26 protein-coding genes, 3 tRNA genes and 2 pseudogenes are annotated in these 23,715 nt (G+C 70.2%); 20 read left to right on the plus strand and 11 right to left on the minus strand.

Annotated elements, in window-relative coordinates; translation table 11 throughout:
- The first annotated feature begins 111 nt into the window (after positions 1-111).
- Positions 112-184: transfer RNA gene (locus tag GBA65_RS05095), tRNA-Arg, on the plus strand.
- A 748-nt stretch (positions 185-932) separates the two neighbouring features.
- Here GBA65_RS05095 and GBA65_RS25025 read toward each other — a convergent pair.
- From GBA65_RS25025 to GBA65_RS05110, 4 genes and pseudogenes are all read right to left on the minus strand, one after another.
- Positions 933-1,067 (minus strand): hypothetical protein, encoded by a 135-nt coding sequence (locus GBA65_RS25025; protein WP_266096542.1) that lies wholly within the window; start codon positions 1,065-1,067, stop codon positions 933-935.
- Between the two features lie 532 nt (positions 1,068-1,599).
- The gene (locus tag GBA65_RS05100; RefSeq protein WP_166395659.1) at positions 1,600-1,836 is read right to left on the minus strand and encodes a hypothetical protein; all 237 of its coding nucleotides are present in this window, start codon (positions 1,834-1,836) and stop codon (positions 1,600-1,602) included.
- A gap of 105 nt (positions 1,837-1,941) precedes the next feature.
- Complete coding sequence (murJ, locus tag GBA65_RS05105; RefSeq protein ID WP_166395660.1) at positions 1,942-3,522, minus strand: murein biosynthesis integral membrane protein MurJ; 1,581 nt, start codon at positions 3,520-3,522, stop codon at positions 1,942-1,944.
- A 153-nt stretch (positions 3,523-3,675) separates the two neighbouring features.
- Positions 3,676-5,051: pseudogene (locus tag GBA65_RS05110) on the minus strand (sugar porter family MFS transporter).
- Between the two features lie 112 nt (positions 5,052-5,163).
- Between GBA65_RS05110 and GBA65_RS05115 the strand changes: the two are divergent.
- From GBA65_RS05115 to GBA65_RS05130, 3 genes and pseudogenes are all read left to right on the plus strand, one after another.
- On the plus strand, positions 5,164-6,207 hold the full coding sequence (locus GBA65_RS05115) for a class I mannose-6-phosphate isomerase (protein WP_207956165.1): 1,044 nt from the start codon (positions 5,164-5,166) through the stop codon (positions 6,205-6,207).
- 172 nt (positions 6,208-6,379) lie between these two features.
- Positions 6,380-7,166 (plus strand): annotated as a pseudogene (locus GBA65_RS05125) (carbohydrate kinase family protein).
- On the plus strand, positions 7,069-7,788 hold the full coding sequence (locus tag GBA65_RS05130; RefSeq protein ID WP_228281689.1) for a GNAT family N-acetyltransferase: 720 nt from the start codon (positions 7,069-7,071) through the stop codon (positions 7,786-7,788). Before GBA65_RS05125 ends, GBA65_RS05130 begins: the two are co-directional and overlap by 98 nt.
- Here the strand turns inward: GBA65_RS05130 and GBA65_RS05135 are convergent.
- Positions 7,769-8,851 (minus strand): Nif3-like dinuclear metal center hexameric protein, encoded by a 1,083-nt coding sequence (locus tag GBA65_RS05135; protein WP_166395664.1) that lies wholly within the window; start codon positions 8,849-8,851, stop codon positions 7,769-7,771. The genes GBA65_RS05130 and GBA65_RS05135 overlap by 20 nt on opposite strands.
- Before the next feature lie 26 nt (positions 8,852-8,877).
- Between GBA65_RS05135 and GBA65_RS05140 the strand changes: the two genes are divergently transcribed.
- The 7 genes from GBA65_RS05140 (at position 8,878) to GBA65_RS05170 (ending at position 13,074) form a co-directional block, all read left to right on the plus strand.
- On the plus strand, positions 8,878-9,456 hold the full coding sequence (locus tag GBA65_RS05140) for a hypothetical protein (RefSeq protein ID WP_166395665.1): 579 nt from the start codon (positions 8,878-8,880) through the stop codon (positions 9,454-9,456).
- Positions 9,457-9,607: 151 nt separating this feature from the next.
- Positions 9,608-10,345 carry an AzlC family ABC transporter permease gene (locus tag GBA65_RS05145; RefSeq protein WP_166395666.1) on the plus strand — a complete coding sequence of 246 codons (738 nt, stop codon included), beginning with the start codon at positions 9,608-9,610 and terminating at the stop codon, positions 10,343-10,345.
- The gene (locus GBA65_RS05150) at positions 10,342-10,683 is read left to right on the plus strand and encodes an AzlD domain-containing protein (protein ID WP_166395667.1); all 342 of its coding nucleotides are present in this window, start codon (positions 10,342-10,344) and stop codon (positions 10,681-10,683) included. The genes GBA65_RS05145 and GBA65_RS05150 overlap by 4 nt, the downstream gene beginning before the upstream one ends.
- Positions 10,684-11,009: 326 nt before the next feature.
- Positions 11,010-11,237 (plus strand): hypothetical protein, encoded by a 228-nt coding sequence (locus tag GBA65_RS05155; protein WP_166395668.1) that lies wholly within the window; start codon positions 11,010-11,012, stop codon positions 11,235-11,237.
- Positions 11,234-11,422, plus strand: coding sequence for a hypothetical protein (locus tag GBA65_RS05160; RefSeq protein ID WP_166395669.1), 189 nt, complete (start codon positions 11,234-11,236; stop codon positions 11,420-11,422). The genes GBA65_RS05155 and GBA65_RS05160 overlap by 4 nt, the downstream gene beginning before the upstream one ends.
- Before the next feature lie 132 nt (positions 11,423-11,554).
- Positions 11,555-11,989, plus strand: coding sequence for a PPOX class F420-dependent oxidoreductase (locus tag GBA65_RS05165; protein WP_166395670.1), 435 nt, complete (start codon positions 11,555-11,557; stop codon positions 11,987-11,989).
- A gap of 209 nt (positions 11,990-12,198) precedes the next feature.
- Entirely contained in the window at positions 12,199-13,074 is an 876-nt protein-coding gene (locus GBA65_RS05170; protein ID WP_166395671.1) for an SDR family NAD(P)-dependent oxidoreductase, read from the plus strand.
- A gap of 131 nt (positions 13,075-13,205) precedes the next feature.
- Here GBA65_RS05170 and GBA65_RS05175 read toward each other — a convergent pair.
- Positions 13,206-13,278, minus strand: a tRNA-Ala gene (locus tag GBA65_RS05175).
- A gap of 81 nt (positions 13,279-13,359) precedes the next feature.
- On the opposite strand from GBA65_RS05175, the gene hypB reads away from it, so the two are divergent.
- Positions 13,360-13,773 carry a hydrogenase nickel incorporation protein HypB gene (gene hypB / locus GBA65_RS05180; protein ID WP_207956166.1) on the plus strand — a complete coding sequence of 138 codons (414 nt, stop codon included), beginning with the start codon at positions 13,360-13,362 and terminating at the stop codon, positions 13,771-13,773.
- An 89-nt stretch (positions 13,774-13,862) separates the two neighbouring features.
- On the opposite strand, the gene GBA65_RS05185 is transcribed toward hypB, so the two are convergent.
- A tRNA-Val gene (locus GBA65_RS05185) sits at positions 13,863-13,934 on the minus strand.
- 141 nt (positions 13,935-14,075) lie between these two features.
- A complete protein-coding gene (locus GBA65_RS05190; RefSeq protein ID WP_166395672.1) occupies positions 14,076-14,786 on the minus strand; it encodes a hypothetical protein in 711 nt (236 codons plus the stop codon).
- 247 nt (positions 14,787-15,033) lie between these two features.
- On the opposite strand from GBA65_RS05190, the gene GBA65_RS05195 reads away from it, so the two are divergent.
- On the plus strand, positions 15,034-15,654 hold the full coding sequence (locus GBA65_RS05195; RefSeq protein ID WP_166395673.1) for a roadblock/LC7 domain-containing protein: 621 nt from the start codon (positions 15,034-15,036) through the stop codon (positions 15,652-15,654).
- Positions 15,655-15,676: 22 nt separating this feature from the next.
- On the opposite strand, the gene GBA65_RS05200 is transcribed toward GBA65_RS05195, so the two are convergent.
- Complete coding sequence (locus GBA65_RS05200) at positions 15,677-16,900, minus strand: 4-hydroxy-3-methylbut-2-enyl diphosphate reductase (protein WP_166395674.1); 1,224 nt, start codon at positions 16,898-16,900, stop codon at positions 15,677-15,679.
- A gap of 129 nt (positions 16,901-17,029) precedes the next feature.
- Here GBA65_RS05200 and GBA65_RS05205 point away from each other — a divergent pair, with 129 nt between their 5' ends.
- From GBA65_RS05205 to GBA65_RS05235, 7 genes are all read left to right on the plus strand, one after another.
- Positions 17,030-17,413, plus strand: a complete 384-nt coding sequence (locus GBA65_RS05205; RefSeq protein ID WP_166395675.1) for a response regulator — start codon at positions 17,030-17,032, stop codon at positions 17,411-17,413.
- A gap of 570 nt (positions 17,414-17,983) precedes the next feature.
- Positions 17,984-18,628 carry an MFS transporter gene (locus GBA65_RS05210; protein ID WP_166395676.1) on the plus strand — a complete coding sequence of 215 codons (645 nt, stop codon included), beginning with the start codon at positions 17,984-17,986 and terminating at the stop codon, positions 18,626-18,628.
- A complete protein-coding gene (locus tag GBA65_RS05215; RefSeq protein WP_166395677.1) occupies positions 18,571-19,068 on the plus strand; it encodes an MFS transporter in 498 nt (165 codons plus the stop codon). Before GBA65_RS05210 ends, GBA65_RS05215 begins: the two co-directional genes overlap by 58 nt.
- Positions 19,061-19,723 carry a hypothetical protein gene (locus GBA65_RS05220; RefSeq protein WP_166395678.1) on the plus strand — a complete coding sequence of 221 codons (663 nt, stop codon included), beginning with the start codon at positions 19,061-19,063 and terminating at the stop codon, positions 19,721-19,723. Before GBA65_RS05215 ends, GBA65_RS05220 begins: the two co-directional genes overlap by 8 nt.
- Entirely contained in the window at positions 19,704-20,315 is a 612-nt protein-coding gene (locus GBA65_RS05225; protein ID WP_166395679.1) for an HAD family hydrolase, read from the plus strand. The genes GBA65_RS05220 and GBA65_RS05225 overlap by 20 nt, the downstream gene beginning before the upstream one ends.
- Before the next feature lie 25 nt (positions 20,316-20,340).
- Positions 20,341-20,574 (plus strand): hypothetical protein, encoded by a 234-nt coding sequence (locus tag GBA65_RS05230; protein WP_166395680.1) that lies wholly within the window; start codon positions 20,341-20,343, stop codon positions 20,572-20,574.
- A gap of 1 nt (position 20,575) precedes the next feature.
- Positions 20,576-21,154, plus strand: coding sequence for a GNAT family N-acetyltransferase (locus GBA65_RS05235; RefSeq protein WP_166395681.1), 579 nt, complete (start codon positions 20,576-20,578; stop codon positions 21,152-21,154).
- Positions 21,155-21,157: 3 nt separating this feature from the next.
- Here GBA65_RS05235 and GBA65_RS05240 read toward each other — a convergent pair whose 3' ends face one another.
- A complete protein-coding gene (locus GBA65_RS05240; protein ID WP_228281693.1) occupies positions 21,158-22,297 on the minus strand; it encodes an aminotransferase class V-fold PLP-dependent enzyme in 1,140 nt (379 codons plus the stop codon).
- A 1-nt stretch (position 22,298) separates the two neighbouring features.
- Positions 22,299-23,642, minus strand: coding sequence for a phytoene desaturase family protein (locus GBA65_RS05245; RefSeq protein ID WP_407691041.1), 1,344 nt, complete (start codon positions 23,640-23,642; stop codon positions 22,299-22,301).
- Positions 23,643-23,715: the final 73 nt, after the last annotated feature.

Genomic DNA, 23,715 nt, shown 5'->3' on the forward strand with positions numbered 1-23,715 from the left:
ATAAGAGGTGGCGGCAAGTATAGCAGCCGCCCGAACGCTTTCAGCCGGCCCCGAACTCGTTGAAGCAGCGCCCGCCCTGCGGTACCATCATGCGGCGTTTCCCCGCGTTACGGGCCTGTAGCTCAGGGGATAGAGCACTGGTTTCCGGTACCAGGTGTCGGAGGTTCGAATCCTTCCAGGCCCGCCCACTCGCCCCGCAGCCCAAGAGAAGCGCCCCGCCGGAGAGCTTGCCCGGGCGGAGCTTGCAGCTCCTCCTCAACCGATCATGGCGGCGATCGCCATAAGCAGAGACAGCGGCCCCGCGATCGCCAGCAACGCCTTCTCGCTCGCCAAGCGTTTCGTCCCGTGCGACATCGCGCTACCCCCTTGAGCTACAAAGGTTCGTCCGACACCGGAGGCCCTAGGCCGAATCTCCGCCACCGACGGCAGTGACCGGAAGGATCTCCTTGCAGGCGAGATGAGGGTACGCTCCGTCCTGGACGCCAAGTAGACCGGCTCTCTCATTCCTACGCCTTCCGCCGTTCGTTCTTGCTACAATTATCCTTTAGAGAAGAGGGTTTCCCATCGAGCAAATGGGCGATTCGTTACATCTCGGTCTACCCCGCCAGTGCCGCGATCTCGGAGCCGAGGGCCTCCCGACCTGCCCGGCATCCCTGGTAGAAACGGAGCCTGTCGAGGGGGTCCTCCCACCGGCTTAGCTCGCCGTTGACCGCGAAGCTGCCGGACCTGCCGAAGAGCCCGTACGCCCAGCCGCTCCGGTAAGCCTCGCCTCCGGGTCGGCCATCGGGTCGGCGGCGACGGGAGTACCTCGGCGCCGCAGGACGGGCAGTGGAAGATGCCTTTGGGGAGGCGGCGCATCTCGGGGTGGCCGCACTCGCAGGGGTGGCTCCCGGCGGCGTCGGGCAGGGAGGCTATCTGCTCGAGGGCCGCCATCACGTCCTCGCCCAGGCGCGGTTGCACCTCTCGCAGCAGGCCCCACCCCCTCCGTCGCGGCGCAACTCGTCGATCCCGCAGGCGGGGCAGAGCACGCGATCGCTCCTGGAGGCTATGTAGACTGGCTTTCTCATCTCTTGCCCTCCCGCTGCTCGGCGTCTCATTGAGACGATTGTGTCCTGTGGGGAGAGGGGAGACCTCGGGCAAACGGGCCATCTTTTGCTACGCCCTATGGGTGGTCCGTTTCTAGCCCAAATGGGGGGTGCTCTCCGCAGGGCTCCCTGTGCTCGTCCCTCGACGGGGCTTCGGGCCCTCGTGGTGCGTTTGTATCAGGGGAAGATCGCCCATTTGCACCTTTGAGCCGGGCAGCCGCGCTGGCATCCTTCTCGCGGAGGTTGGCGGACGGGAACGGATGTCTGGAAGGGGTATGCCGTGTTGGAAGGGTTGACCGCGTGGCACGAGAGGAACCCGTTGTTGGACGCGTTCTGCGACGGTATGGATTCTCCGAGCCCTCCGGGCACCTTTCCGCCCAAAGGGCTCGCTGGTGGGAAGAGTACGCCCTCCGGGAACGAGGGCGTGGACCCCCCCGCGGACGGAGAGGCCGAAGCGCTGCGGTGGTACTAGGGGGCGGCGCTCCGGGCGAAGAGGATCGGGGAGCCTGCGGGGCTACTCCGGCGCCTCGTCCATCCCCGCCGCCGACGTAGCCCTGAACAGCAGGACCTTGCCCCGCTCGGGGTAGTCCACGATCTCCACGTGGCCGGTGATGGCGACTCCTTCGTCCACCAGCCCTTCCGCGTCCCCGACCGCCGACATATCCACCTCGATCTCCAGCACGTACCCCGTGTGCTCGCCCTCCGACTCGGCGGGTACGTGGCTTCTGAGCTTGCCTTCCAGGTACGACATTCCATCTCCTTTAGGGTCGTCGACGGGGCAATGGTACCGGACGGGGCGCCGGATTATCCCGTCCGGAGCGGAGAACCTCGTCCGGGCGCTTCTCCGCGCCGTGCCTCAACTCCCCTTCGTCGTCCGCCGTCTCCCGAGCAACCCGGCGACGGAACGTAGCTCCTCCATCCTCAGCACCAGCGCCGTCGCGGCGTACGCGCCGAGGGAGGCGCTCCCCACCACCGCCAAGACGACCAACCTGTGCGTGCTCGTGGAGCCCTCGCCGAGGAGGGCGACGCCGGTGCGGGCGACGGCGTACATCGCGGCGCCGGCGGCCAGGATCTTGAGGAGCGAGCGCAGCAGGCGCCGCCCGTCGAGGCGCCCGAGCTCCCCGCGCGTCGCCCGGAGGCAGAGGAGGGCGAGGGCGGCGTAGGCCAGCGGGAAGGCGAGGGCCACGCCGGGAAGGCCGAGGGCGCCGGAGAGGCCGTAGGCGAGGCCCGCGTAGAGCAGAAAGAGGCCCACGTTCAGGAACGCGGGGGCGAGGGTGTTCTGCCGGGAGTAGAACGCCCGAACGAGAACGGCGTACGCGGCGTACGGGAGGAGGCCGGCGGCGTAGAGGGCGAGGAGGTCGGAGACAGATTCCGTGTCGCGGGCGCCGAAGCTGCCGCGCTCCAGGAGGAGGCCGACGATGGGCTCCGAGAGGGCCGCCATCCCGACGGAGGCCGGGACGACGATGAAGGCCGTGACGCGCAGGCCGAAGGATAGTGCGTCCCGGTAGCCGTCGGCGTCGCCGCGGGCGAAGCGCTCCGAAAGCTCGGGGGCGAGGGCGGTGGCGACGGAGACGACGAAGACGCCGTAGGGGAGGGAGAAGATCGTGAAGGCGTACCAGAGCTCCTCGACCCCGTCGTAGCGCGAGCCGAGGTAGTTGGCGACGACCTGCACCCCGACCGCCGCCGCGACGAAGACGAGCGCGGGACCCGCGAGCCCGGCCGCTACGCGCAGGGCCGGGTGTCCGAGCCGGGGCCTGGGGCGGTAGCCGAGGGCGTAGACCGCCGGGAAGAGGACGAGGGACATGACGGCGACCCCGAGGGTCGTGCCGAGGGCGAGGGCGTAGACGGCGGCGGTCGGGTGCTCGGGGGCCAGGAAGGCGTAGAGGGCGAACGAGGCGATGACGATCAGGTTGTTCAGGACGGGGGCGAAGGTCGGGAGGAAGAAGCGCCGGTGGGCGTTGAGGACGCCGGTCGCCACCGCGCCGAGGCCGTAGAGCAGGATCTGGAGCGCGAAGAGGCGGAAGAACAGGACGGCGAGCCCCGTCTTCTCCCGCGCCTCCTCCCGAGAGAGGCTCTCCGAGCCGCTCCAGTCCGTCGCCAGCTCGACGATGGGCCCCGCGAAGACCGCGCCGAGGACGGCGACGAGGGCGAGGAAGGGGACGACGATCGTGAGGAGGGCGTCGGTGAGGCGGCGGGCGTCCTCCTCGCCGTGGCGCGAGAGGCGCTCCACGAGGAGGGGGACGAAGACGGAGGAGAGGACGCCGCCCATGAAGAGCTCGTAGATCTGGTTCGGGAGCGTGTTGGAGAGGGCGTAGGAGCCGGCGACGAGGCCGGTTCCTAGAGTAGCCGCCTGCACGAGGGTGCGGACGAGGCCGGTGATCCTGGAGAGCACCGTCGCTGCCGACATCGAGAGCACCGCCCGCAGGATGGCCGCCATGCGCGGATGTTACTACTACGCGAGCGGCGGTTTGCGGGAGGATCGCCCCCGCAAACCGCCACCGGCGGTAAGGCTCGGATGTTCGTCTCTGCTGCGCCCGAGGATCGGTGGCGAGTACCGTGCGGCGGGGGCCGCGCCTTCGGGCGGAACGCTCTAGGCGGTCAGCGACCTCTCCTGCAGGTCTGCCTCTATCTGCTCCAGGCTCCGGCCCTTCGTCTCCGTCACCAGGGAGCGGACAAAGAAGAAGGCGGCGACGCCGATGGCGGCGTACCCGAGGAAGACGGGCCCCGGGCCGATGCTCTCCAGCAGGATCGGGAACGTCTGGGAGACGATGAAGTTGGCGATCCAGTGCAAAAAGATCGCGAGGCCCATCGCCGCGCCCCGCACCCTGAGCGGGAGTATCTCCGGGAGCACGACCCAGACCGTGGGTCCCCAGGTGCTCGCGAACGAGATGATGAAGCCCGCGAGGCAGAGGAGCGTTATGATCGCCGCCGGGTCGGTCGGGCTCGACGGCTGGGGCAGCAACAGCGAGGAGACGCCGAGGACGACGAGGCTCGCCACCATCCCGACGAGGCCGATCAGGAGGAGGGGCTTGCGCCCGGCCCGGTCGACGAGACGGATCGCGACGATCGTCATCGCGACGTTGATGGCGCCGATGACCAGGTTGGCGTAGATGGCGGCGGCGTTGCCGTAGCCGGCCTGGGTAAGGGTGGTGGGGGCGTAGTAGATGATGGTGTTGATGCCGATAATCTGCTGGAAGACGGCGAGGCCTATCGCCACTATGAGGGCCGGCCTTACCCAGGAGGCCGAGAGCTCCCTCAACCCGCCCTCTTCCTGGCTCTCGACCTCCCGGATCTGGCGGATCTCGCGCTCCGCGTCCTCCTCGCTCCTGGTACGCAGCAGCACCCTGCGCGCGTCGTCGTCGCGGTTTCGGCTGACGAGCCAGCGGGGCGTCTCCGGCATAAAGTACATGCCGACGAGCAGGACGAACGAGGGGACGAAGGCGAGCCCGAGCATGGTGCGCCAGGCCTCAGAGGAGGCGAGGATGGCGTTGACGATAAAGGCCGTCAGGATGCCCACGGTGATCATGAGCTGGTTCAGGGACGAGACGGCGCCCCGTATCTCGGTCGGCGCGACCTCGGAGAGGTAGAGCGGGACTATGAGGGCCGCCGCCCCCACGGCGAGCCCCAGCACGACCCTGAACAGGACGAGGACGCCCACGTTCGGCGCGAGCGCCGCCCCTATGGCCCCTATGCAGAACGTGACCGCGGCGATCAGGATGAGGTTGCGTCTCCCCAGGCGGTCGGAGAGCGGCCCGGCGAGGCCCGCCCGATCGCGGCCCCTATGAGCAGCGAGGAGACCACGAGCCCACTCAGGGCCGCGGAGAGCCCGAGGTCGTCGTTGATGTACAAGATGGCGCCCGAGATCACGCCCGTGTCGTAGCCGAAGAGCAGGCCTCCTAGGGCCCCGAAAAAGTACACCAGCGCGTTGCTGCCGCCGCCGGATCCCGCCGAAGATGCGCTCGACACAGTACGTACCCCGTCCTCGTCGCTCCCTTTGGCGGCCAGTATAACCGTGCCCACGCGGCTGGCGCCGGACGGGGCTATCATCCGGGGCAGCCGAGAGGGAGGAAGCGCAGCCTTGGAACCGTACCCCATAAAGCTCACCCCCCACGTCCGCACCTACTACTTCGGGGAGCGACTGATCCCCGAGATGCTCGGCAAGGAGGGGATGCCAGACGGCAGGGTCGCCGAGTCCTGGGAGGTCAGCGACTACCGCGAGGCCCGGGAGACGGTCGCGAACGGCCCCTACGCCGGTCGCCCCTTCCACGAGCTCGTCGAGGAGTTCCCGGACGAGATGGTGGGGCAGGGCTGGCAGGGCCCGCACTTCCCCCTCCTACTCAAGTTCCTGGACGCCTCGCACATGCTCCCCGTCCACCTCCACGCCGACGACGAGACCGCGAGGGAGAAGCACGGCGAGCCGCACGGCAAGTCCGAGGCCTGGCACGTCCTGTGGGCGGCGCCCGGAGCCTCGATCCTGGCGGGCGTGAAGGATGGTCTCTCCCGCGAAGACCTCTTCCGGGCCTTCAAGGACGAGGACTTCGACGGGGTCATGCCGCGCCACGAGGTCCGGACCGGCGAGACGGTCTACGTCCCCGGGGGCATCATCCACTCCTTCGGCCCCGGCATCCTGATAGCGGAGATCCAGCAGACGAGCGACCTCGGCCAGTTCGTGACCCCGACGGACCTCTACGGCGAGCGCCTCGACGAGGAGACCTGGAACGCGAACATCAACGCCGCCCTCGACGAGCTGAAGACGGACTACGCCCCCGGCCGAACCCCGGCCTCGTGGTCGAGGACGGGCCCAACCACCGCGTCATATGCTGCGCCGGCCCGCACTTCGCCCTCGAGCGCTGGACCCTGGCCGAGCCGTACACCGAGCCCTCGCACCCCGCCGCTGCCTCCTGCTCTCGAACGTCGGGGAGGGCGCGGTGACGCTCGAGTATGCGAACGGCTCCGAGGGGCTCGGGCGAGCCGAGTCTTGCGTGCTGCCCGCGGCGCTCGGGAGGTCCGCGTGGTGCCGGATGGGGCGGGGAGGCGAGCCTCGTGGCCTGCTACGTCCCGGATCTCGAACGGGACGTGGTCTCGCCGCTGCGCGAGGCGGGGCACGCGGACGAGGCGATAGCGGCGCTCGGCGAGGTCGGGTTAGCGTAGGGTGAACTTCGTCTTCGAGGAGGAGAGTTGGGCAGGATAGTAGCGCTCGGCGAGGTCGTGTCGGACATCTATCGGGCGGAGTCGTCCTCCCGATCGAGCTGCCCTTCGTCGCCCGGCCGGGCGGGGCGCCGGCGAACGTCGCGGTGGCCGCCGCCAGGCTCGGCTCGGAGGCGGCGTTCGTGGGAGCGTGGGGGACGACCTCTTCGGGACTTTATCGTGCGGGCCCTGGAGGACGAGGGGGTTGACGTCTCGGCGGTGAGACGCCGCGAGCCGCCCACCCGGACCTCCATAGCCTTCGTGGAGATCTCCGACGACGGCGACCGCGCGTTCACCTTCTACCGATCCAGCCCGGCCGCCGACGAGATGCTCTCCCCCGAGGACGTCGCGCGCGAGACGGTCTCGGGGGCGTCGTTCGTGAACTTCGGGAGCATCCCGCTCCTCAGGGAGCCCTCGCGCGGCGCGGTCCACCGCTTCGCGCAGCTCGCGAACGAGCTCTCCGTCCCCGTGGCCTTCGACGTGAACCTCCGGGACCACCTGTGGGAGAGCACGGCCGCGGCCCGCGAGGCCGTCGACCCGCTCCTCGACCGATCCCGGATCGTGAAGCTCGGCCACGAAGAGCTCCGGCCGCTCCTGGAGACCGACGACCCCGCGGAGGCCGCGCGGCTTCTCCTCGGGCGCGGCGCCTCCCTCGTGCTCGTCAGCCTGGGTGCGGACGGGGCGTTCTACGCGACGGACGGCTTCCAGGGGGACGTCCCCGCCTTCCCGATCGAGGCCGTCGACGCGACGGGGGCGGGGGATGCCTTCCTCGCCGCGACGCTCGTGCGCCTGGCCGATGCCGGGGGGAGGGGTGGGAAGAGGGGGTGGTGCGAGAGGCGGCCCTCAGGGGCTGCGCGGCGGGCGCCCTGGCCTGCACCGCTTTCGGGGCCATGAGCTCCCTGCCGACCGTGGACGAGCTGGAGCGGTTCATGGGGGAGAGGAGCGGGCGCTGAACGAGCCGGAAGCACCTGGCGGGTCCCCGGAGATCGAGACCGACCGGCTGGTCCTCCGCCCGCTCGCGACGGGGGACCTCGACGCCGTCCACCGCCTGTGGACTGATCCGGGCGTCAGGCGGTACCTGTGGGACGGGGAGGAGATCCCGCGGGAGAAGGCCCGGAACATGCTCGTCCGCAGCGCCGAGAGCTTCGGGGAGCACGGCTTCGGCCTCTGGGCGGTGACGGAGAAGGGCCCGGGCGCCCTGATCGGCTTCTGCGGCTTCTGGCCCTCGGGGGAGGACGGCCGCGGCGGCGAGCTGCTCTACGGAATAACGACGCCGCGCTGGGGCGAGGGTCTCGCCACGGAGGTGGCGGAGGCGATGGTCCGGCACGGCTTCGAGGACCTCGGGCTGGACCGCATCGTCGCCGGGGCGGACACCGAGAACGCGGCCTCCCTGCGCGTGATGGAGAAGGCCGGCATGATCCACGACGGGCGCGACCTCCGCAACGGCAAGGACCTCACGTACTACGCCCTCTCCCGGGAGGCCTTCCGGAGGTCCCTCAGCGACGCACCCGGCTGACGGAGACCGGGACGTCCACCCGCTCCGCGAGCCGGCGCGCGAGCGGCGCGAGGGAGGGAAACTCCGTCGCCGCGTGCCCGGCGTCGACGGCGACGAGCCCGAGCGATTCGGCGAGCAGCGCGTCGTGGTAGCTCAGATCCCCCGTGACGTACGCATCGGCGCCCGAGGCCGCGGCCTGCGGGATAAACGACCCGCCCGAGCCTCCGAGCACCGCGACGTGTTCGACGGCCCGTCCGGGCGCGGGGTCCGAGACGAGCCGGACCCCGAAGCCTAAAGAATCCGAGACGTGCCCGGCGAACTCCTCCGGCGACAGGGGCTCCGGCAGACGCCCGACCCTCCCGTAGCCGCAGCCCTCCGGGTATCCGTCCACCCCGTAGACGTCGAACGCGGGCTCCTCGTAGGGGTGAGAGGCCCGGATCGCGGCGATCGCCCCGCGGACGAGGTGCGCCGGGACCACCGTCTCAAGCCGGAGCTCGGGCACCCTCTCCAGCCGGCCCTTCTCCCCCGCGTAGGGGTCCGTCCCCTCGCCCCCGAAGAACGTCCCCGTCCCCGGCGAGCGGAAGGTGCAGTGGGTGTAGTCCCCGATCCTGCCCGCCCCCGCCTGCGTCAGCGCGTCCGCCATACGGTCGGCGTCGGGCTCGGGCACGAAGACCACGATCTTCCGCATCGACCCCTTCGGGACCACGACCCTCGTGGGCTCGACCAGCCCCAGAGCCTCCGCGAGCGCGACGGAGACCCCGCCGGGTGCGGCGTCGTAGTTCGTGTGCGCGGCGAGGACCGTGATGTTCCCTCCGATGGCGCGGGCCACGAGGTCCCCCGGGTAGGAGCCCGTGTCCACGCTCTCGAGCGGCCGGAAGACGAGCGGGTGGTGGAAGAGGAGGAGGTCGGCGCCGGTCTCCTCGGCCTCCTCGAAGACCTCCGGCAGTGGCGTGAGGGCGACGAGGACGCGGGAGACCCTGGCGTCCGGGCGTCCGACCTGGAGCCCGACGTTGTCCCAGTCCTCGGCCAGGGAAGCGGGAGCTATCCCCTCGACGGCCTCCTGTATCTCCCGGACGCGGACCACGGGGGAATTGTACTAATCTTCCCGTCGTGGACCGCAAACGGGTAGCTCGAGTCATCTCCGCCGCGACCAGGCTGCCCCTGATCGCGGTTCCCCTGTTCCTGCTCGTGGGCGTCGCCGTGGACGGCGTGGCGGGGATTCTTTGGGGTGCCCTCTGCATCCTCCTCACGAGCGGGCTCTCGCTGCTCTATCTCCTGTACCTGATCCGCTCCGGGAGGGTCGCGGACCCCGGCAGGATCGAGCAGGGCGAGAGGACGGGTCCTCTACGCGTGGTCGCCGGGCTCCACGCCGGGGCCTGGGTCCTGGTCGCGCTCCTCGACGGGCCCGCGGAGCTTCGGGCCGTCCTGCTCTCCTACGCCCTCGCCACCGCGGCCTTCGCCCTCCTCACGCCTTTCAGCAAGATCTCGCTGCACGCCGCCGGCGTCGCCGGGGCCGGGGTCTGCCTGGCCTGGATCTTCGGTCCCTGGGGGGCCGTTGCCTTCCTCGTCCTGCCCGCGGTCGCGTGGGCGAGGCTGACCCTGGCCCGCCACACCCCCCTGGAACTGCTCCTCGGCACACTGGTCGGCGGTGGCCTCACCACGCTCGCCTTCTTCGTTACGGTGTCGTGAGCTGGGGCCGCGCCGCCGTCCCTTACGATCCTGCGCCGGACGTCGGGGCCGTAGCGGCTCTCAGGCGGGCGAGATCTGGGGCTGGACCTGAACTGGGCCTCGTACCCGAGGTCCTGGAGGGGGGTTGAGCGGCGGTAATCAAAGAGACGGCATGAGCCCGGAGGGTTCTCCCGGGTTCGCGGCGGGCCTCGGGGCCTCCGTGCCCGTGGTGATCGGGTACGTCCCGGCGGCGCTGGCCTTCGGGGTCGCGGCGAAAGGCGCCGGGCTCGGCACGACGGAGGCCCTCTTGATGTCCCTCGTCGTCTACTCCGGCGCGAGCCAGTTCGCCATCGTGGGGCTCGTCGCGGCCGGCGTCCCCTGGCTGGTCACGGCGGCGACCGCCCTCGTGCTGGGCCTGCGGCACGTGATCTACGGTCCCTCCCTCGCCCCTTACCTGCGCGACCTCACCCCCCGGCGCTCCGCCCTCGCCGCCTTCGGCCTCACGGACGAGGTCTTCGCCGTCGCCGCGTCCTCCCTGCCCCAGAGACCCGCGGGCCTCGGCTGGCTTCTCGGCCTCGAGCTCGGAGCCTACGCCTCCTGGGCGCTCGGCTCCCTCCTCGGCGCCGCGGCGGGCGACGCCCTCGTGGAGGTGCTCCCGATCCTCGCCCCCGCCCTCTCCTTCGCCCTGCCCGCGCTCTTCGTCGCCCTGCTCGTCCCCATGCTGAGGGCCCCGGCGAGGGGCGCGGGGAGGCCCATAGCCGCGACGGTGCTCGCCGCGGGCGCCGTCGCGACCGCCCTGCACGTGGCGGGCTTTCAGGCCTGGAGCATCCCCGCCGCCGGCGTCGCCGGACCGGCGGCCGGTCTCCTGTTGTCGAGGGCTCTCGCGGATCGGGGACGGGACCGCCGGTGAGCCCGGGGCTCCTCCTCCTGCTCTTCCTCGTCGTGGGCGCGGGCAACTACCTCATGCGCTTTCTGCCGCTCCTCATCGCCCTGCGGCGCCGCGAGAGGCCGGGGCAGGAGACCGCAACGACCGGGGGCCTGCTCCCCCTCGTCGGGCCCGCGGTCGTCGTTGCGCTCCTGATCACCTCCCTGCTCCCCGGCGACTTCGCTCCGGGCTACGGCGCGGAGCTCGCGCGCGGCGCGGTGGCGCTCGTGCCCACGGTGCTGGTCGCCCTCAGGTTCGGGAACCTCGGCCTGACCGTGCTGACGGGCGTCTTCGCGTACGCCCTGGTCGCGCTGGTGGCGTAAGGGGTAACGAAGCCCGAAGCCGCTCGAAGGTTTCGCGCCCGTGGCCTTGCTCCCGATCGTGGCTACCTTCGCCACCTGAGATACACTTGCTTTCGCAGCTTCCGCGCGGCTCCGGCGACGCGGCCCCGCGAAGACAGCTCCGCGAGCGTCGTGACCGAGCGGGGCGGTGAACGCGGGACGAAGGGCAGGGTTTGCGGCGGCGTGGAGATGGTGCCGCTCCCGATGGCGGGGAGCGTGCGGCCTGTGAGCCGGAGCGGCGGCATCGGTAGCGGTCTGGGGATGGGCGTGGGGCTTGGCCGGAGCCATCGTGTCGGCGGAGGAAGATCTTGACGGAGAGACAAGAAGAAGAGCGACCGTACGAGGAGCCGGAGAACCCGGTCGAGGAGTTGATCCAGGGCTTCGAGAAGACGAAGTGGCGCCCTGCCAGGTCCCCCTGGGGCGAGGCGCAACGGCAGGTGCGGGAGACGGAGAAGAGGCACGAGGAGCTGATGAAGGCCTGGAGGAGCCGCCGCGTGGGCCCCGCGCCGGAGGATACCGGCAACCCCCCGGCGTGAGCGGCATCGCCCTCGCGCTGCTGTTCTCGACGGTCGTGTGCGTCGCGGTGGGCGCCACGAGCATCGCCGTGGCCGTCAGGGAGCGCGGGCGCGGCTCGGCGGCCTGGGCCTGGCTGCTGCCCGGCGTGGCGGGCGTGGTTCTCCTCGTCGGGTGCGCGGTCCGGCTCGTGCTAATAGCCGCCTGATCCGGCGGGGCTCCGTCTCGTCGCCGGAGACGGCCCGGTGTTCGAAAGAGTTTGCCGGAAGACTATCTGCGGGTAAACGTCGCCGGAAAAGCGTGTCCGTGCTTCCGATCGAACACAGGAGGTAACCTAGGAATGGCGGCGACGAGCAAGGACGGCCCCGAGCTGCACCCGGCCACGGTGGAGATGGCCCAGGGCAGACATTACGCGCACATCACCACGATCTTCCCCTCCGGCCACTTCCAGACCCACCCGGTCTGGGTCCACTCCGACGGCGAGCGCCTCGTCGTGAACACCGAGACCCATCGCCCCAAGTACAAGAACGTCCAGCGCGACCCGAGGGTGACCGTGACGATCCGGCACGAAGAGAACCCCTACCGCTACGCCGAGATCCGCGGCCGCGTGACGGAGACCGTGACCGGTCCCGAGGCTCGCAGCCAGCTCGACGAGCTCTCGCAGAAGTACGACGGCAAACCGTACGACGAGAGCGCCATAAAGAGCGAGCGGGTGATGCTCTGGATCGTCCCCGAGCGCCAGACCCTCGTGGACCAGACCGCGGACAGCATCTAGAAGACCGCCGACTCCCCCCAAGCGAGGAGCGGCGAGCCTGCGGAGACGCCGCAGGCTCGCCGCTCCTCGTCTGAGACCCTAGCTCGTGGCCGCTGCCACGCGCACCCTTCGCCACGCGCCGCGACGGCCGTGGCGTCCGGAGGCCGAGGCGTACGCCCGTGGGCTCCGGTACGATAGCGTCTTTGCAAGGCCGCGAAAGGAGCACGAGCATGGCGATACAAAGTTCTATAACGGCCGCCGACCTCAGAGGCCGGGCGGCCGTAATAACCGGCGGTGCCAAGGGCATCGGTCTCGCGCTCGCCTCGCGCCTCGCAAACCTGGGCATGAAGCTCTGCCTGGCCGACACCGACGCCGGTGCGCTTCAGGAGGCCCGAAGCACGCTCGCGCCGCTTCTCGCGAGCCCGGAAGACTTGCGCGCGGAGGTCGTGGACGTCTCCGATCTGGAAGAGGTGCGGCGCCTCAAGGACGTCGCCTACGGGACATTCGGCGAGGTAGCGTTGCTCGTGAACAACGCCGGCGTCGAGAGCAGCGGCATGAAGCCGTGGGACGGGCCGGAGGCGTGGGAGCGTATCCTGAACGTCAACCTCTGGGGGGTCGTGCACGGGGTACAGGCCTTCACGGAGGCCATGATCCCGCAGGACGCCCCGAGCGCCATCGTCAACGTCGGGTCGAAGGAGGGGATCACCACCCCACCCGGTAACGCCGCCTACTCGGTCTCCAAGGCCGGGGTGAAAGTGCTGACCGAGCAACTGGCCCACGAGCTACGGCAGATAGACGGGTGTCGGGTGAGCGCGCACCTGCTCGTCCCCGGCTTCACCTTCACCTCGCTGACCGCCCGCGGCAGGACCGAGAAGCCCGACGATGCGTGGACGCCGGATCAGGTCGCCGAGTTCATGCTGCAGAGCATGGCGAGGGGCGACTTCTACATACTCTGCCCCGACAACAGCGTCAGCCGCGAGATGGACGAGCGCCGCATAAGATGGGCCGCGGAAGACCTGATCCAGAACCGCCCGGCCCTCTCCCGCTGGCACCCGGACTACGAAGGGCCCTTCGCGCGCTACATGGAGGACGTCAAGAAGCCTTAGACGCAAGACGATTCCACGATTATCTTGGAAGATACACCGCGCACGATACCTTACGATCCACGGTCGTAAAAAACAGTTCCTCTGCGAAGATCAAAGGCCGGTTGGTCTGCGGCCTTCAGCCAATTCAAGAGTGGACCTGACGAGACTCGAACTCGTGACCTCTGCCATGCGAAGGCAGCGCTCTCCCAGCTGAGCTACAGGCCCATACGGCGCCTATATTAGCACACGGTCCGGCGAGGTTGAGGGGCCGCGCTCCGCCCCGACCTCGCCTCCTACGAGGGGGCGTTGGACGAGCCGTTCACGCTGCTGGAACGCGTCCCGAAGGTGGAGGGCGCGCTTCCACGTCCCGCTGGTGCAGGTGAACACGGACGCGGCTTCGGCGGCGAGTGCCACCTCGGCGCGAATATGATCCGCTCGGGAATCTCCGCGTTCCCGCTCTCTGAGATGGACGTCCTGATCATCGAGGACGTGGGGAACCGGATGTGTCCGGCAGAGTTCGAGGTCGGGGAGGACGTACGCGTGACGGTCTACTCCGTCACCGAGGGCGAAGAGAGGCCCTTCAAGTACCCCATTACGTTCCGCTCCGCGGACCTCGTGCTCGTCAACAAGGTAGATCTACTGGAGCACCTGGACTTCGACCTAGACCAGTTCCTTGGCTACCTCGACGCCGCCAAACCGGGCGTCGAACGCGTCATGTAGAAGCGCGGTGCATCGCCACCGACGCGGGAAGAGCCGGGAGTTTTCCCGGCCCTCTGTATCATCGCGACGTTGGTGCTACTAGAACCGAGTGGGCGATGCTGGTTTCGAACCAGCGACCTCTGCCGTGTGAAGGCAGCGCTCTCCCGCTGAGCTAATCGCCCCTGTTCCGCAAATATACCACCGGGTGCCATGGCTTTTAAAGGCTTCGGGACGTTCGCCCTTTATCGCGCAGACCGGGGGCCGGGCACGAAGCCCGGCCCCCGCTGTTCCATCTTCTGGTGGGACTCTGCTGCCGGCTGCTGTTACAGCGCGCCTGCCCCGGCACCCGCCCCCACGCCGGGGAAACCGATCTCCTCGGGGGGCTGGCCGCTCTGCTTGATGCGGCTGCTGAGCGAGAGGAGCCTGGCGAAGTCGGAGGCGCCGGTCACGTACTGCGCCGTCCCGTCGGAGACGCTACCCGAAGCGCTTGCGGCGCGCGTCACGCCCTTGACGCGCCCGGAGAACGAGAAGCCCGTCGTCTCGTAGCTGTAGCGCTCCTTGAAGCGCCTCGGGGCGGCCGTCGCCGACCAGTTGAGATCCACGTCGACGGAGAAGGTGTTGCCCGAGACCTCGTCCGTCATCTGAACGGTCGTGTCGAGCGACGCGGTGCCGAGGTTCTTGCCGACCGCGAAGTCGCCGCCGCTCAGAGGCGCGAAGCCGAAGGCAGCCATGAGCAACTGGGGCTCCTCCGCCCCCGGTCCCGGCGCGGGCTCGGGCGCGCAGGCGTCGTACTTGTAGATCTGGACGACCGCCTCCGAGGGCGCCCCGAAGCCCTGCTGCGGGGCCTGCCGCCCCTTGGAATCCTGCGCCGAGACGAGGACGTCGGTGCCCACGCATCCCTTGACGTTCGAGAAGGCGGCATCGGCGACCTTGCCCCTGTAACGGAAGGTCTCCGACTGTGCGGACGCGGGGAGCGCCAACACCAGGGCCGTCGACAAGGCGAGAACCACCGCAAAGACGTGTTTACCTCTCATCCCTCTCCTCTCGACCCGGCTACCGCCGGACTACCCGCACATGGTTGCCAAAGTAGCAGGGGTTGAACCGCGACGAAACGTAAAAACAAACAAAATGCATAACCGGATAAAAACATTGGCCGTTGGCAAAGCAGCGGCAATTCCCGATCCGGGTTCTCGACGGGGATGGAGCCCTCCGGCGGGGGCCGTGGGGGAGGGGGTTGGTATAATGCCCGCCCGGGAAGCCAAAGGTAGTAGGAGGATGGGAATGGCCGAGCGAGGCGCGATCGGCGCGGGGGAGTTGGAAGGTCTGCTCGAGGGCTTGCGGTCGCTCTCGGGCGAGGTTACGACGGCGGCGGTGCTCTCCGGTACCGGGGATCTGCGGGCCGCGACGGTGCAGGCCGGGGTGGATCGGGAACGGTACGGCGCGATGCTCGCGGCGCTCGCCGGGCTCGCCCGTCGGACGGCGCGCGAGGGCGGCGAAGGCGCGTTCGCGCAGGCCAGGATCGGGGTCGAGGACGGGTACGTCCTGCTCGTCGGTCTGTCGGGGGGAGGGACCCTCGCCGCGACGACCGGCCCCGAGGCCCGCGTCGGCCTCGTCCTCTACGACATGCGCAACGTCCGCGGTGAGCTGGAGCGGGTGTTGGGCTCCGACGAGCCCGCCGCCGGGAAGGGGACGAGGATGAGGAAGGTTTTCGGCGGTCTGCTGCTTCTAGGAGCCGCGGCCGGGGCCGGGTACGCGGTGCGCAACTACCTCAGAGACCCTGCCAGCGAAGTCGGGGGCGAGGTCAGGATCACGCTGGAGGGCGGGGCGGAGATCGAGCCCGACCCCGGCATCGCCCGGGAATTCACGGACATCGCCCGGAGGGTGCTAGAGATCTCCGGCTAGGCCCCCGAGGGCCTGACGGAGCCTAGGCCCGCGCGAGATCCGCGGAGAGGTTGCGGGCCTCGAGGATGCGCCCGAGGGCGAGGCCTATCTGGGAGTTCGGGGTGGAGGCCCGGCGGTGATGCCGATGCGCACCGGCCCGTCGGGCAGCCAGCCCGTCTCCTCGACCTCTTCGCGCGGGTCGAGGGGGTGCCCGGGGCTTGTGGCGGATGGTGTCGCCGTCTATGCAGTCGCCGCTCGCTATGTGGTAGCTGCGGGGGACCCTCTCGGCCGCGATGATCGCGAGGTTGTTCGTGTTCGAGGAGTTGTAGCCACCGACGGTAACGACGACGTCCAGCGGATGGTCCAGGAGCGCGAGGAGCGCGTCCTGGCGGTCCTGGGTCGCCGAGCAGATGGTGTCGAAGAGCTCGAAGTGCTCGGCGAGGTTCTCCTCACCGTAGCGCTCGATCATGGCCTTCCTGAGCTCCTCGCCGACGGCCATGGTCTCCGTCATGAGCATCGTGGTCTGGTTGGCGACGCCGACCTTCTGGAGGTCCTCTCCCGGGTCGAAGCCGGGGCTCATGCCGTGGGAGAGCTTCTCGCGGAGCTCAGCGGCGTCCATCCGTCCGAGGATGAAATCCGTGACGTAGCCGGTCTCCTTGAGGTTTCGGACGATAAGGTACTTGCCGTTGCCGCCGTCCTTCTCCGTCTGGGAGGCGGTGGCCTTCGTCTCCTCGTGGTAGTACTTGCCGTGGATGATGCTCGTGAAGCCCTTCTTGGCGTAGCGCGTGACGCGCTTCCACACGGAGAGGACCGAGCCGCAGGTGGTGTCCACGACGATGCACTCGCGGTCGCGCAGCTTCTTCACCCAGTCCACGGGCGCGCCGAAGGCGGGGAGGAGGACGACGTCCTCGGGGGTCAGGGTGTCGAAGAGCTCGTCCGGGCGGCCGTTGAAGCCCTCGGAGAGAAACTCGATGCCCATCTCGCGCAGGCGGTTGTTCATGGAAGGGTTGTGGATCATGTCGCCGGTAATAAAGATCCGGCGGTCCGGGAACTTCTCCCGCGTCTGGAAGGCGTAGTCCACGGCGCGATCCACGCCGTAGCAGAAGCCGAACTCGTCGGCGAGGCGGACCGTCAGCCCCTCGGCCTCCAGGAGGTTGCCGTTCTCGCGGACCTTGTCCACGATCTCCGAGCGGTAGTCGCGGTTGAGGAGGTGCTGTATGTTCTCCCGCATCTTGAAGCCCTTGCGGTAATACGTCTCTCGCTCCACGAACCCACCCCTCGATGTTCAAGAATCCAATCTCTAACGTTCGACCCCAATGTTATCCCATCTCCCCCCGCGCGTCGGCGCGAATCGTGCGTGGTTTCTCATACGCCGTATGGTGTAAAATCTCGTCCTATGGCTCCTACGGTGATGCTCGCCGACGACGATCCCATCCTTCTGGCCTCGGCCGCCGACGCCCTGCGCGGTGCCGGCTTCAAGGTCGTTGAGGCCGCGAGCGGGCAGGCGGCCCTGCAGTCCGCCCTTGCCCGCAAGGTCGACCTTATCGTCATGGACGTCTCGATGCCCGAGGTCGGCGGCGTCGAGGTCTGTCACTGCCTCAAGGCGATGCCCAAGACCCAGAAGATCCCGGTAGTCCTCACGGTCTACAAAAAGGACCCGGCGGCCAGGACCCTGGGCGAACGCACCCACGGCTCCGTTCGCGTCCTGCGCAAGCCGTTCGCCCCGGAGGAACTGGTCGAGCTCGCTCGCCGGCTCGTCAAGCAGAAGTCCTTAATCTAAGCTCGGGTGTCCCTCGCCGGTGTCCCGTCTCCGTCGGCCGTGAGCGTCCGGCGCTCGTGTCCCGGTCGCCGGGGACGGAAGCCGCGCGCTGACGGCATCTTCCGCTCGAGAGGGCGAAGCCTCGGGGGCGTCTAGGGGATGGGCATGAGCCCCGGCGCAAGGCGCTCGTTACGCTGGCCACCCTCGTCGGGACCTTTCTCGCGGCGCTCGACTCGACCGTGGTCGGCACGGCGATGCCCACGGTCATCGGGGATCTCGGGGGCTGCCGCTCTACCCGTGGGTCTTCGCCTCGTATCTTCTCGCCGCGACCGTCACGGGCCGGTCTTCGGGAAGCTCTCGGACACGTACGGGCGCAAGCCGATCTACCTCGCGGGATCTCCCTGTTTCTCGCGGGGAGCGTGCTTGCGGGGACCTCGGAGAGCATGTCCGGTTTGATCGCCTACCGCGCGTTGCAGGGCCTCGGGCGGGGGCGGTCCAGCCCGTGGCGGTGACGATCGTCGGGGACATCTTCGAGCTGGAGACGAGGGCGCGCGTCCAGGGCTCTTCGGGGCGGTGTGGGGGATCTCCGCCGTGATAGGCCCGGCGGCGGGCGGCCTGATCACGGACTACGCCTCGTGGCGCTGGGTCTTCTACGTGAACGTCCCGTTCGGCCTCGCCGCGGCCGTCCTCCTCGCCCTCACCCTCACCGAGAACTTCGAGCGGCGCCGGAGCCGGCCGGACTACCTCGGCGTCTCCCTGCTCACGGGGGGCCTCATCGCCGTCCTGCTCGCGCTTCTCGGCCAGGGGGGCGCGCCCTCGCTCTCCGGCGGGACGCTCGCGCTCTTCTTCGGCGGCCTCGCGGCGCTCGGGCTCTTCGTTGTCGTGGAGCGCAGGGCCGAGGATCCGGTCGTGCCCCCGATCCTCTTCGGGACCGGGTGTTCAGGGTCGCGGTGCTCGGCAACGTCGCCCTCGGCGGCGTGCTCTTCGGGGTCTCGGTCTACGTGCCGCTGTTCGTGCAGGGGCGCTGGCCGGGACGGCGGTGACGGCGGGGGCGGTCGTCGCGCCGCTCTCGGTGGGATGGCCGCTCGGATCGGTGGTCGGGGGCGCATGATCCTGCGCCGCGGCTACCGCGGCGCGCTCCTCCTGGGCGCCGCCTTCGTGGCCGCGGGCGGGGCGCTGTGCGTGCCGATGGACCGGGGACGCCCCTCCTGTACGTCGTCTTCGCGATGTTCGTGATCGGGCTCGGGCTCGGCTTCTCGAGCACGGCCTACCTCGTCAGCGTCCAGAACGCCGTCCCCTGGCAGAGGCGCGGCGCCGCCACCTCCTCGATCGTCTTTTTCCGGACCGTCGGCGGCTCCGTCGCGGTCGCGGTGATGGGTGCCCTCCTGAACGCCTCCCTCGGCTCCCGCTACGGGGACGCCGTCGAGAGGGCGGCGGGGGGAGACGCCGGCCTCGCCCGCCTGCTCGCCGACCCGAACTCCCTCCTGCAGCCGGCGCTGCGCGACCGCGTCCCGCCGGAGGCCTACGCCGAGCTCGCCTCCTCCCTCGCCGCCGCGCTCTCCCCGACCTTCTACGGGCTCCTGGCCCTGGGCCTCGCCTCCCTGGCCGTCGCCGCCTTCTTCCCCGGTGGCAGCGCCAAGAGCCTCGTCAACCGCGAGGAGGACCCCGTTGCCTGACCCCACTCGCGAGCTCCCCTTCGAAGAGCTGCCGCCCCCGCCCCTGTACAAGCTGGTCGACGAGGAGGGGCGGGACGTCTTCGCGGAGGCCGAGGTCGGCGGCGAGCCCGCGACCGTCGGAGTCCTCCTCGAGAGCGAAGAGCTGGCGCGAGAGCTCTCCGAAGACGCCGCGGAGCACGGGCTGGAAGCCCTCTCCGGCCTGGAGCCGCGCGTCCTGCCGGGCTGGGCGGCGGTCGAGGTCTTCGCGTCGGCGGGGGAGGGGTACGTGCTCGTGGTCTCCGAAGCGGGGACGGGCCTCTTCTACGCCGGGACGTCGCGCGCCGCGCGGCCGAACCCGCCCGGAGACGACGTTTCCCGTCTACCTCATCTCCGACGCGAGGGCGAGGCACCCCTCCTGACCGTCGAGACGGACGGGGGAGAGGTGCTCGTGACCGCGCTGTTCACGAGCACCGAGAAGGCGACCGCCTTCCGCGACGCCGCCCCGCACCTCGACCTCCCCGAGGGCCTAGGCGTGATAGACGATGCGGGGGGACTCGTCCGGCACGCGCGTATCGCGCGGGAGGCCGGCGCGGAGTACGCGGTGTTCGACCCCGAGACCGGCCTCGCGGAGGCCATCCCGATAGAGGAGTTGATGCGTGAACCACACCAACGGTAGCCGTAGGACCCTTGGCGTCGACGTGGACAGCACGGTCTGGAACCTCAGCGAGTGGGTCTGCGAGGCCGTCCGTGAGGAGACCGGCGAGGTGCTGGACCCCGAGGAGCTCACGACCTGGACGCACGTCCTCGACGCCTACGGGGAGATGGCGGCGATGCGCATCTACACGCGCGCCCTCTCCCCGAGGCGGGTCCGCGAGCGAGACCCCTACCCCGGCTCCCCGGAGGCCCTGCGCACCCTGCAGGAGGAGCGGGGCGTGCGGGTGCACTTCGTCACCCACAACTGGGACCCCGCGGGGATGACCCCGTACCTCGAGCCCTGGCTCAAGGAGCACTTCGGGCCCGACGTCGGGCTGACCGTCACCACGGAGGACAAGCTCGGCATCCTGCGCGAGCTCGGTGCCTTCGGCATCGTGGACGACCGGCCGGAGACCATCCGCCGCGTCGCGGACGCCGGGTTGTGGACGGCGACCATGATCCAGCCGTGGAACCGCAAGGTCGTCGCCGAGCGAGACGACGTCCACGGCTTCGAGTCCTGGCACGAGTTCCCCGGCCTCCTGCCGACCTTGCCCGGCGGCGCGAACGGCGCTTGAATACCGGGGACCGAAAGGTAGGAGCGTGCCGTCCACAAGCCTCCCCCCGCGCCTCGTCCTGCAAGTGACGCCGCTCTCGCTATCGGTGCCGATGCCTCTCCACCCGTCGCCCCCCGACGACGTCGCGGACGAGCTCGTGCCCGTCGCGGGCTCGTGGACGGCGCTGCGCGCGGTGCGGTTCGTCCTCTTCGCGCTCACGGGCTGTGCGGTCCGGGCCGCCGCAAGAGCGCGCGGCCTCGCCGGTCCGGGGACCGCCTGAGATGCGCCGGAGGGCGAGGGGCGGCGCGGCGGCGGGCGGACCGCCGAGGCTGGAGACGGAGCGCCTGATCCTGCGCGCGCTGACGCCGGACGACGCCGCGGCCGTCTTCGCCTACGCCTCCGACCCCGAGGTGGCGCGTTACATGTCCTTCGAGACCCACCGCTCCCTGGGCGACGCGGAGGCCTTTCTGGACCTGACGATGGGCCGCTACGGGAGCGGCGACGCGCCGGACTGGGGGCTGGTCTACAAGGGCGACGGGCGGCTCATCGGCACCGCGGGGTTTGTCGCCTGGGAGCGCGAGCACGCCCGCGCCGAGGTCGGCTACATCCTGCACCGGGACTACTGGGGCAGGGGGCTCGTGGCGGAGGCGCTGGCCGCCATGATCTCCTACGGCTTCGAGAAGCTGGACCTCAACCGCATCGAGGCCCGCTGCTTCGCCGAGAACGCGGCCTCGGCGCGCGTCATGGAGAAGGCCGGGATGACCTACGAGGGGACGATGCGGCAGCGGGAGTTCCTGAAGGGGGCGTACCGGGACATGAAGCTGTACGCGATCCTCAAGGACGAGCACCGCCGCCCGTAGGCGTCAAGGGAGGTGGCGGGCGAGGACGTCGAAGAGCCTCTCCACGTCCCGCTCCGTGTTGTACAGGTGCGGCGAGACGCGCAGCGAACGCCCCCGCACGCTCACGTAGACGCCCTCGGCGGCGAGACGCGCGGCGAGGTCCCCCGGCGCGCCGGGGTCGAGGCCGAGACCGATCATGTGCCCGACCCTCCTCTCCGCCGGGATGGCCCTCATCCCGCGTCTTACGGCTTCTTCCTCGATGAGCCCTGTAAGACGTGTCAGCCCCTCGGCCACGTTCGCCACGCCCCATTCGAGGATCCGGCGCATCGCCTCCATCGCCATCGGCAGCCTGACGAAGTTGCTCCGCTCGCCGACGTCGTAGCGGCGGGCGCCGGGCGCGTAGGCGTCCCGGTACTCGACGAGGGAGGCGAAGTCCTCGCTGCCCTCGCGCCCGAGCCAGGTCTGCTCCAGAGGGACGCCTTCGCGGTACCCCTCGCCGACGTGCATGAACCCGAGGCTGTAGGGCCCGAGCATCCACTTGTACGCCGCGGTGACGAGAAAGTCCGGTTTGACCTCGGAGACGTCCAGGGGATGTGCCCCGAGGGACTGGGTGGCGTCGACCACGAGCGCAGCCCCGACCTCCCGCGCCCTCTCCCCGACGCGCGAGAGGTCCAGCCTGGAGCCGTCCGTCCAGTGGCAGTTCGGCACGGCGACGACGGCGCACCGTGCGTCCATCCCGTCCAGCACGGCCGCCGTCCAGTCGTGGTCGCCGGGGCGCGGCACGGTGACGAGCCTCGCGCCCGTCCTCTTCGCCAGGTCCCGCCACGGGTAGACGTTCGAGGGGAACTGCTCCTCCAGGACGACGATGCCCTCGCCCCCGGCGACCGGCACGTTCGCCGCGGCGGTCGCGAGGCCGTAGCTCGCCGAAGGTATGATCGCGACGCCCTCCGCGTCGCCGTGGATAATCTCCGCGAAGAGGGCCCGCGCCCCTTCCGAGTCCTCGAAGAAATCCGCGGGCGTGATCTCCCACGGCCTCGACTTCCTCCCGACCGCCCGCTCGCCGACCTCGCGCACCGAGCGGAGCTGCGGCGACATGTACGCGCAGTTCAGGTAGACGACGCCGTCCGGTATCTCGAAGAGCCCGCGTTCGTCGCCGGGGTTCACCTCAGCCTCCCAGGGATCGGAGGAGCCGGGTGGTTGAGATCATGGCGCCGCCCAGCACGGCCGGGATGCCGCCGCCCGGGTGGACGGAGGCCCCGACCCGCCACAGCCAGGGGCGCCGCCGGTCGTTGTAGCGCGGGCTGTGGAACGGCCCGCTCCTCCAGAACGGCCGCACCTCCCCGTAGAGCGCCCCGCCCGGCGCGCCCCGGCCCTCGAAGTACCGGGGGTGCAGGATCTCGTGCTCCCCGAGGTACTCCTCGATGGGGCGGGACAGGCCGATCTCGCGCCCCAGGCGCCCCAGCTCCCGCTCGACGAACGGGCTCTCCAGCCCGTAGGCGCGCCCGTTCGGCGGCGCCGTCAGGAGCAGCGCGAGCGTCCCCCCGTCGTTCGGGTAGACCTCGCCCGGCCGGTAGTAGTTCACGAACGCCATCGTCTCCTCCGGCTCCTCCCGGGCCTCCAGGCTCCGGTACAGGACCCGCGGGTCCCCGGGCAGCACGACCCCGTGCGTCGCGACGCTCTCCGGCAGCTCCTCCCGGAGCGCGGCGTAGATCGCCACCCCCGAGCACGAAAGCTTCCCCGGACGGGCCTTGTGCCTGTGCGGCGCGAGCTTCTCCTCCAGCACTCCTGCGTCGAGCCCGCTCACGACGGCGTCGGCGGGGTACTCGGCGCCCTCCGTCAGCACGCGGCCCTGCCGAATCGCCGTTACGGGCTCCCCCGTGTGGATCTCCACGCCCGCGGCTCGGGCGAGGTTCTCGAGGGCGCGCGGGATCTCGTAGACCCCGCCCTCCGGCACCCAGACCCCGTCCCGCGCCATGATCGCGGGCATGCTCGCGTAGAGCGCCGGCGTCCGGTCCGGCCCGACGCCGGCGTTGAGCGTGTGGATCGCGATGACCTCCCGCAACCCCTCCGGCAGCCACCGCAAAGCGTCGAGGTAGCCCCGCGTCGTGAGCTTCGCGCCGTAGACGCGGAGCAGCTTGAGGAGCGCCGGCAGCGTCCCCCGGTCGAGGGGGTCCGCGGTCAGGAGGCTCGTTACCTCGGGCCCGAGCCCCCCGTGGATGTCCTCGAAGCGCTCCCACGCCGCCCGCCACGGGTGCCCCTCCTCGACCGGCAGCGAGCAGACCTTGCCCCGGTAGTAGTAGCGTCCTACCTCCCCGAGCCGCCGGAGCTTGAGGCCCGTTACCTCTCGCGCCGACTCGCGCCCGTCCCCCAGACCGTCCCAGCGCCGCAGGAGCTCCTCCCAGACGCCGGGGAAGGTGACGAGGGAGGGGCCGGTGTCCATCCGCTGCCCCCCGACCTCGATGCGCCGGCTCTTGCCGCCGAGATCGTCGCTCGCCTCCAGGAGCGTCACCCTGTGCCCGGCCCTGCCCAGGAGCGCCGCCGCGGCGAGCCCCCGAGGCCCCGCCGACGACGACGATCCTCCT

Origin of the sequence: Rubrobacter marinus, assembly GCF_011492965.1 — a bacterium.
Taxonomy (GTDB): Bacteria; Actinomycetota; Rubrobacteria; order Rubrobacterales; family Rubrobacteraceae; genus Rubrobacter_F; species Rubrobacter_F marinus.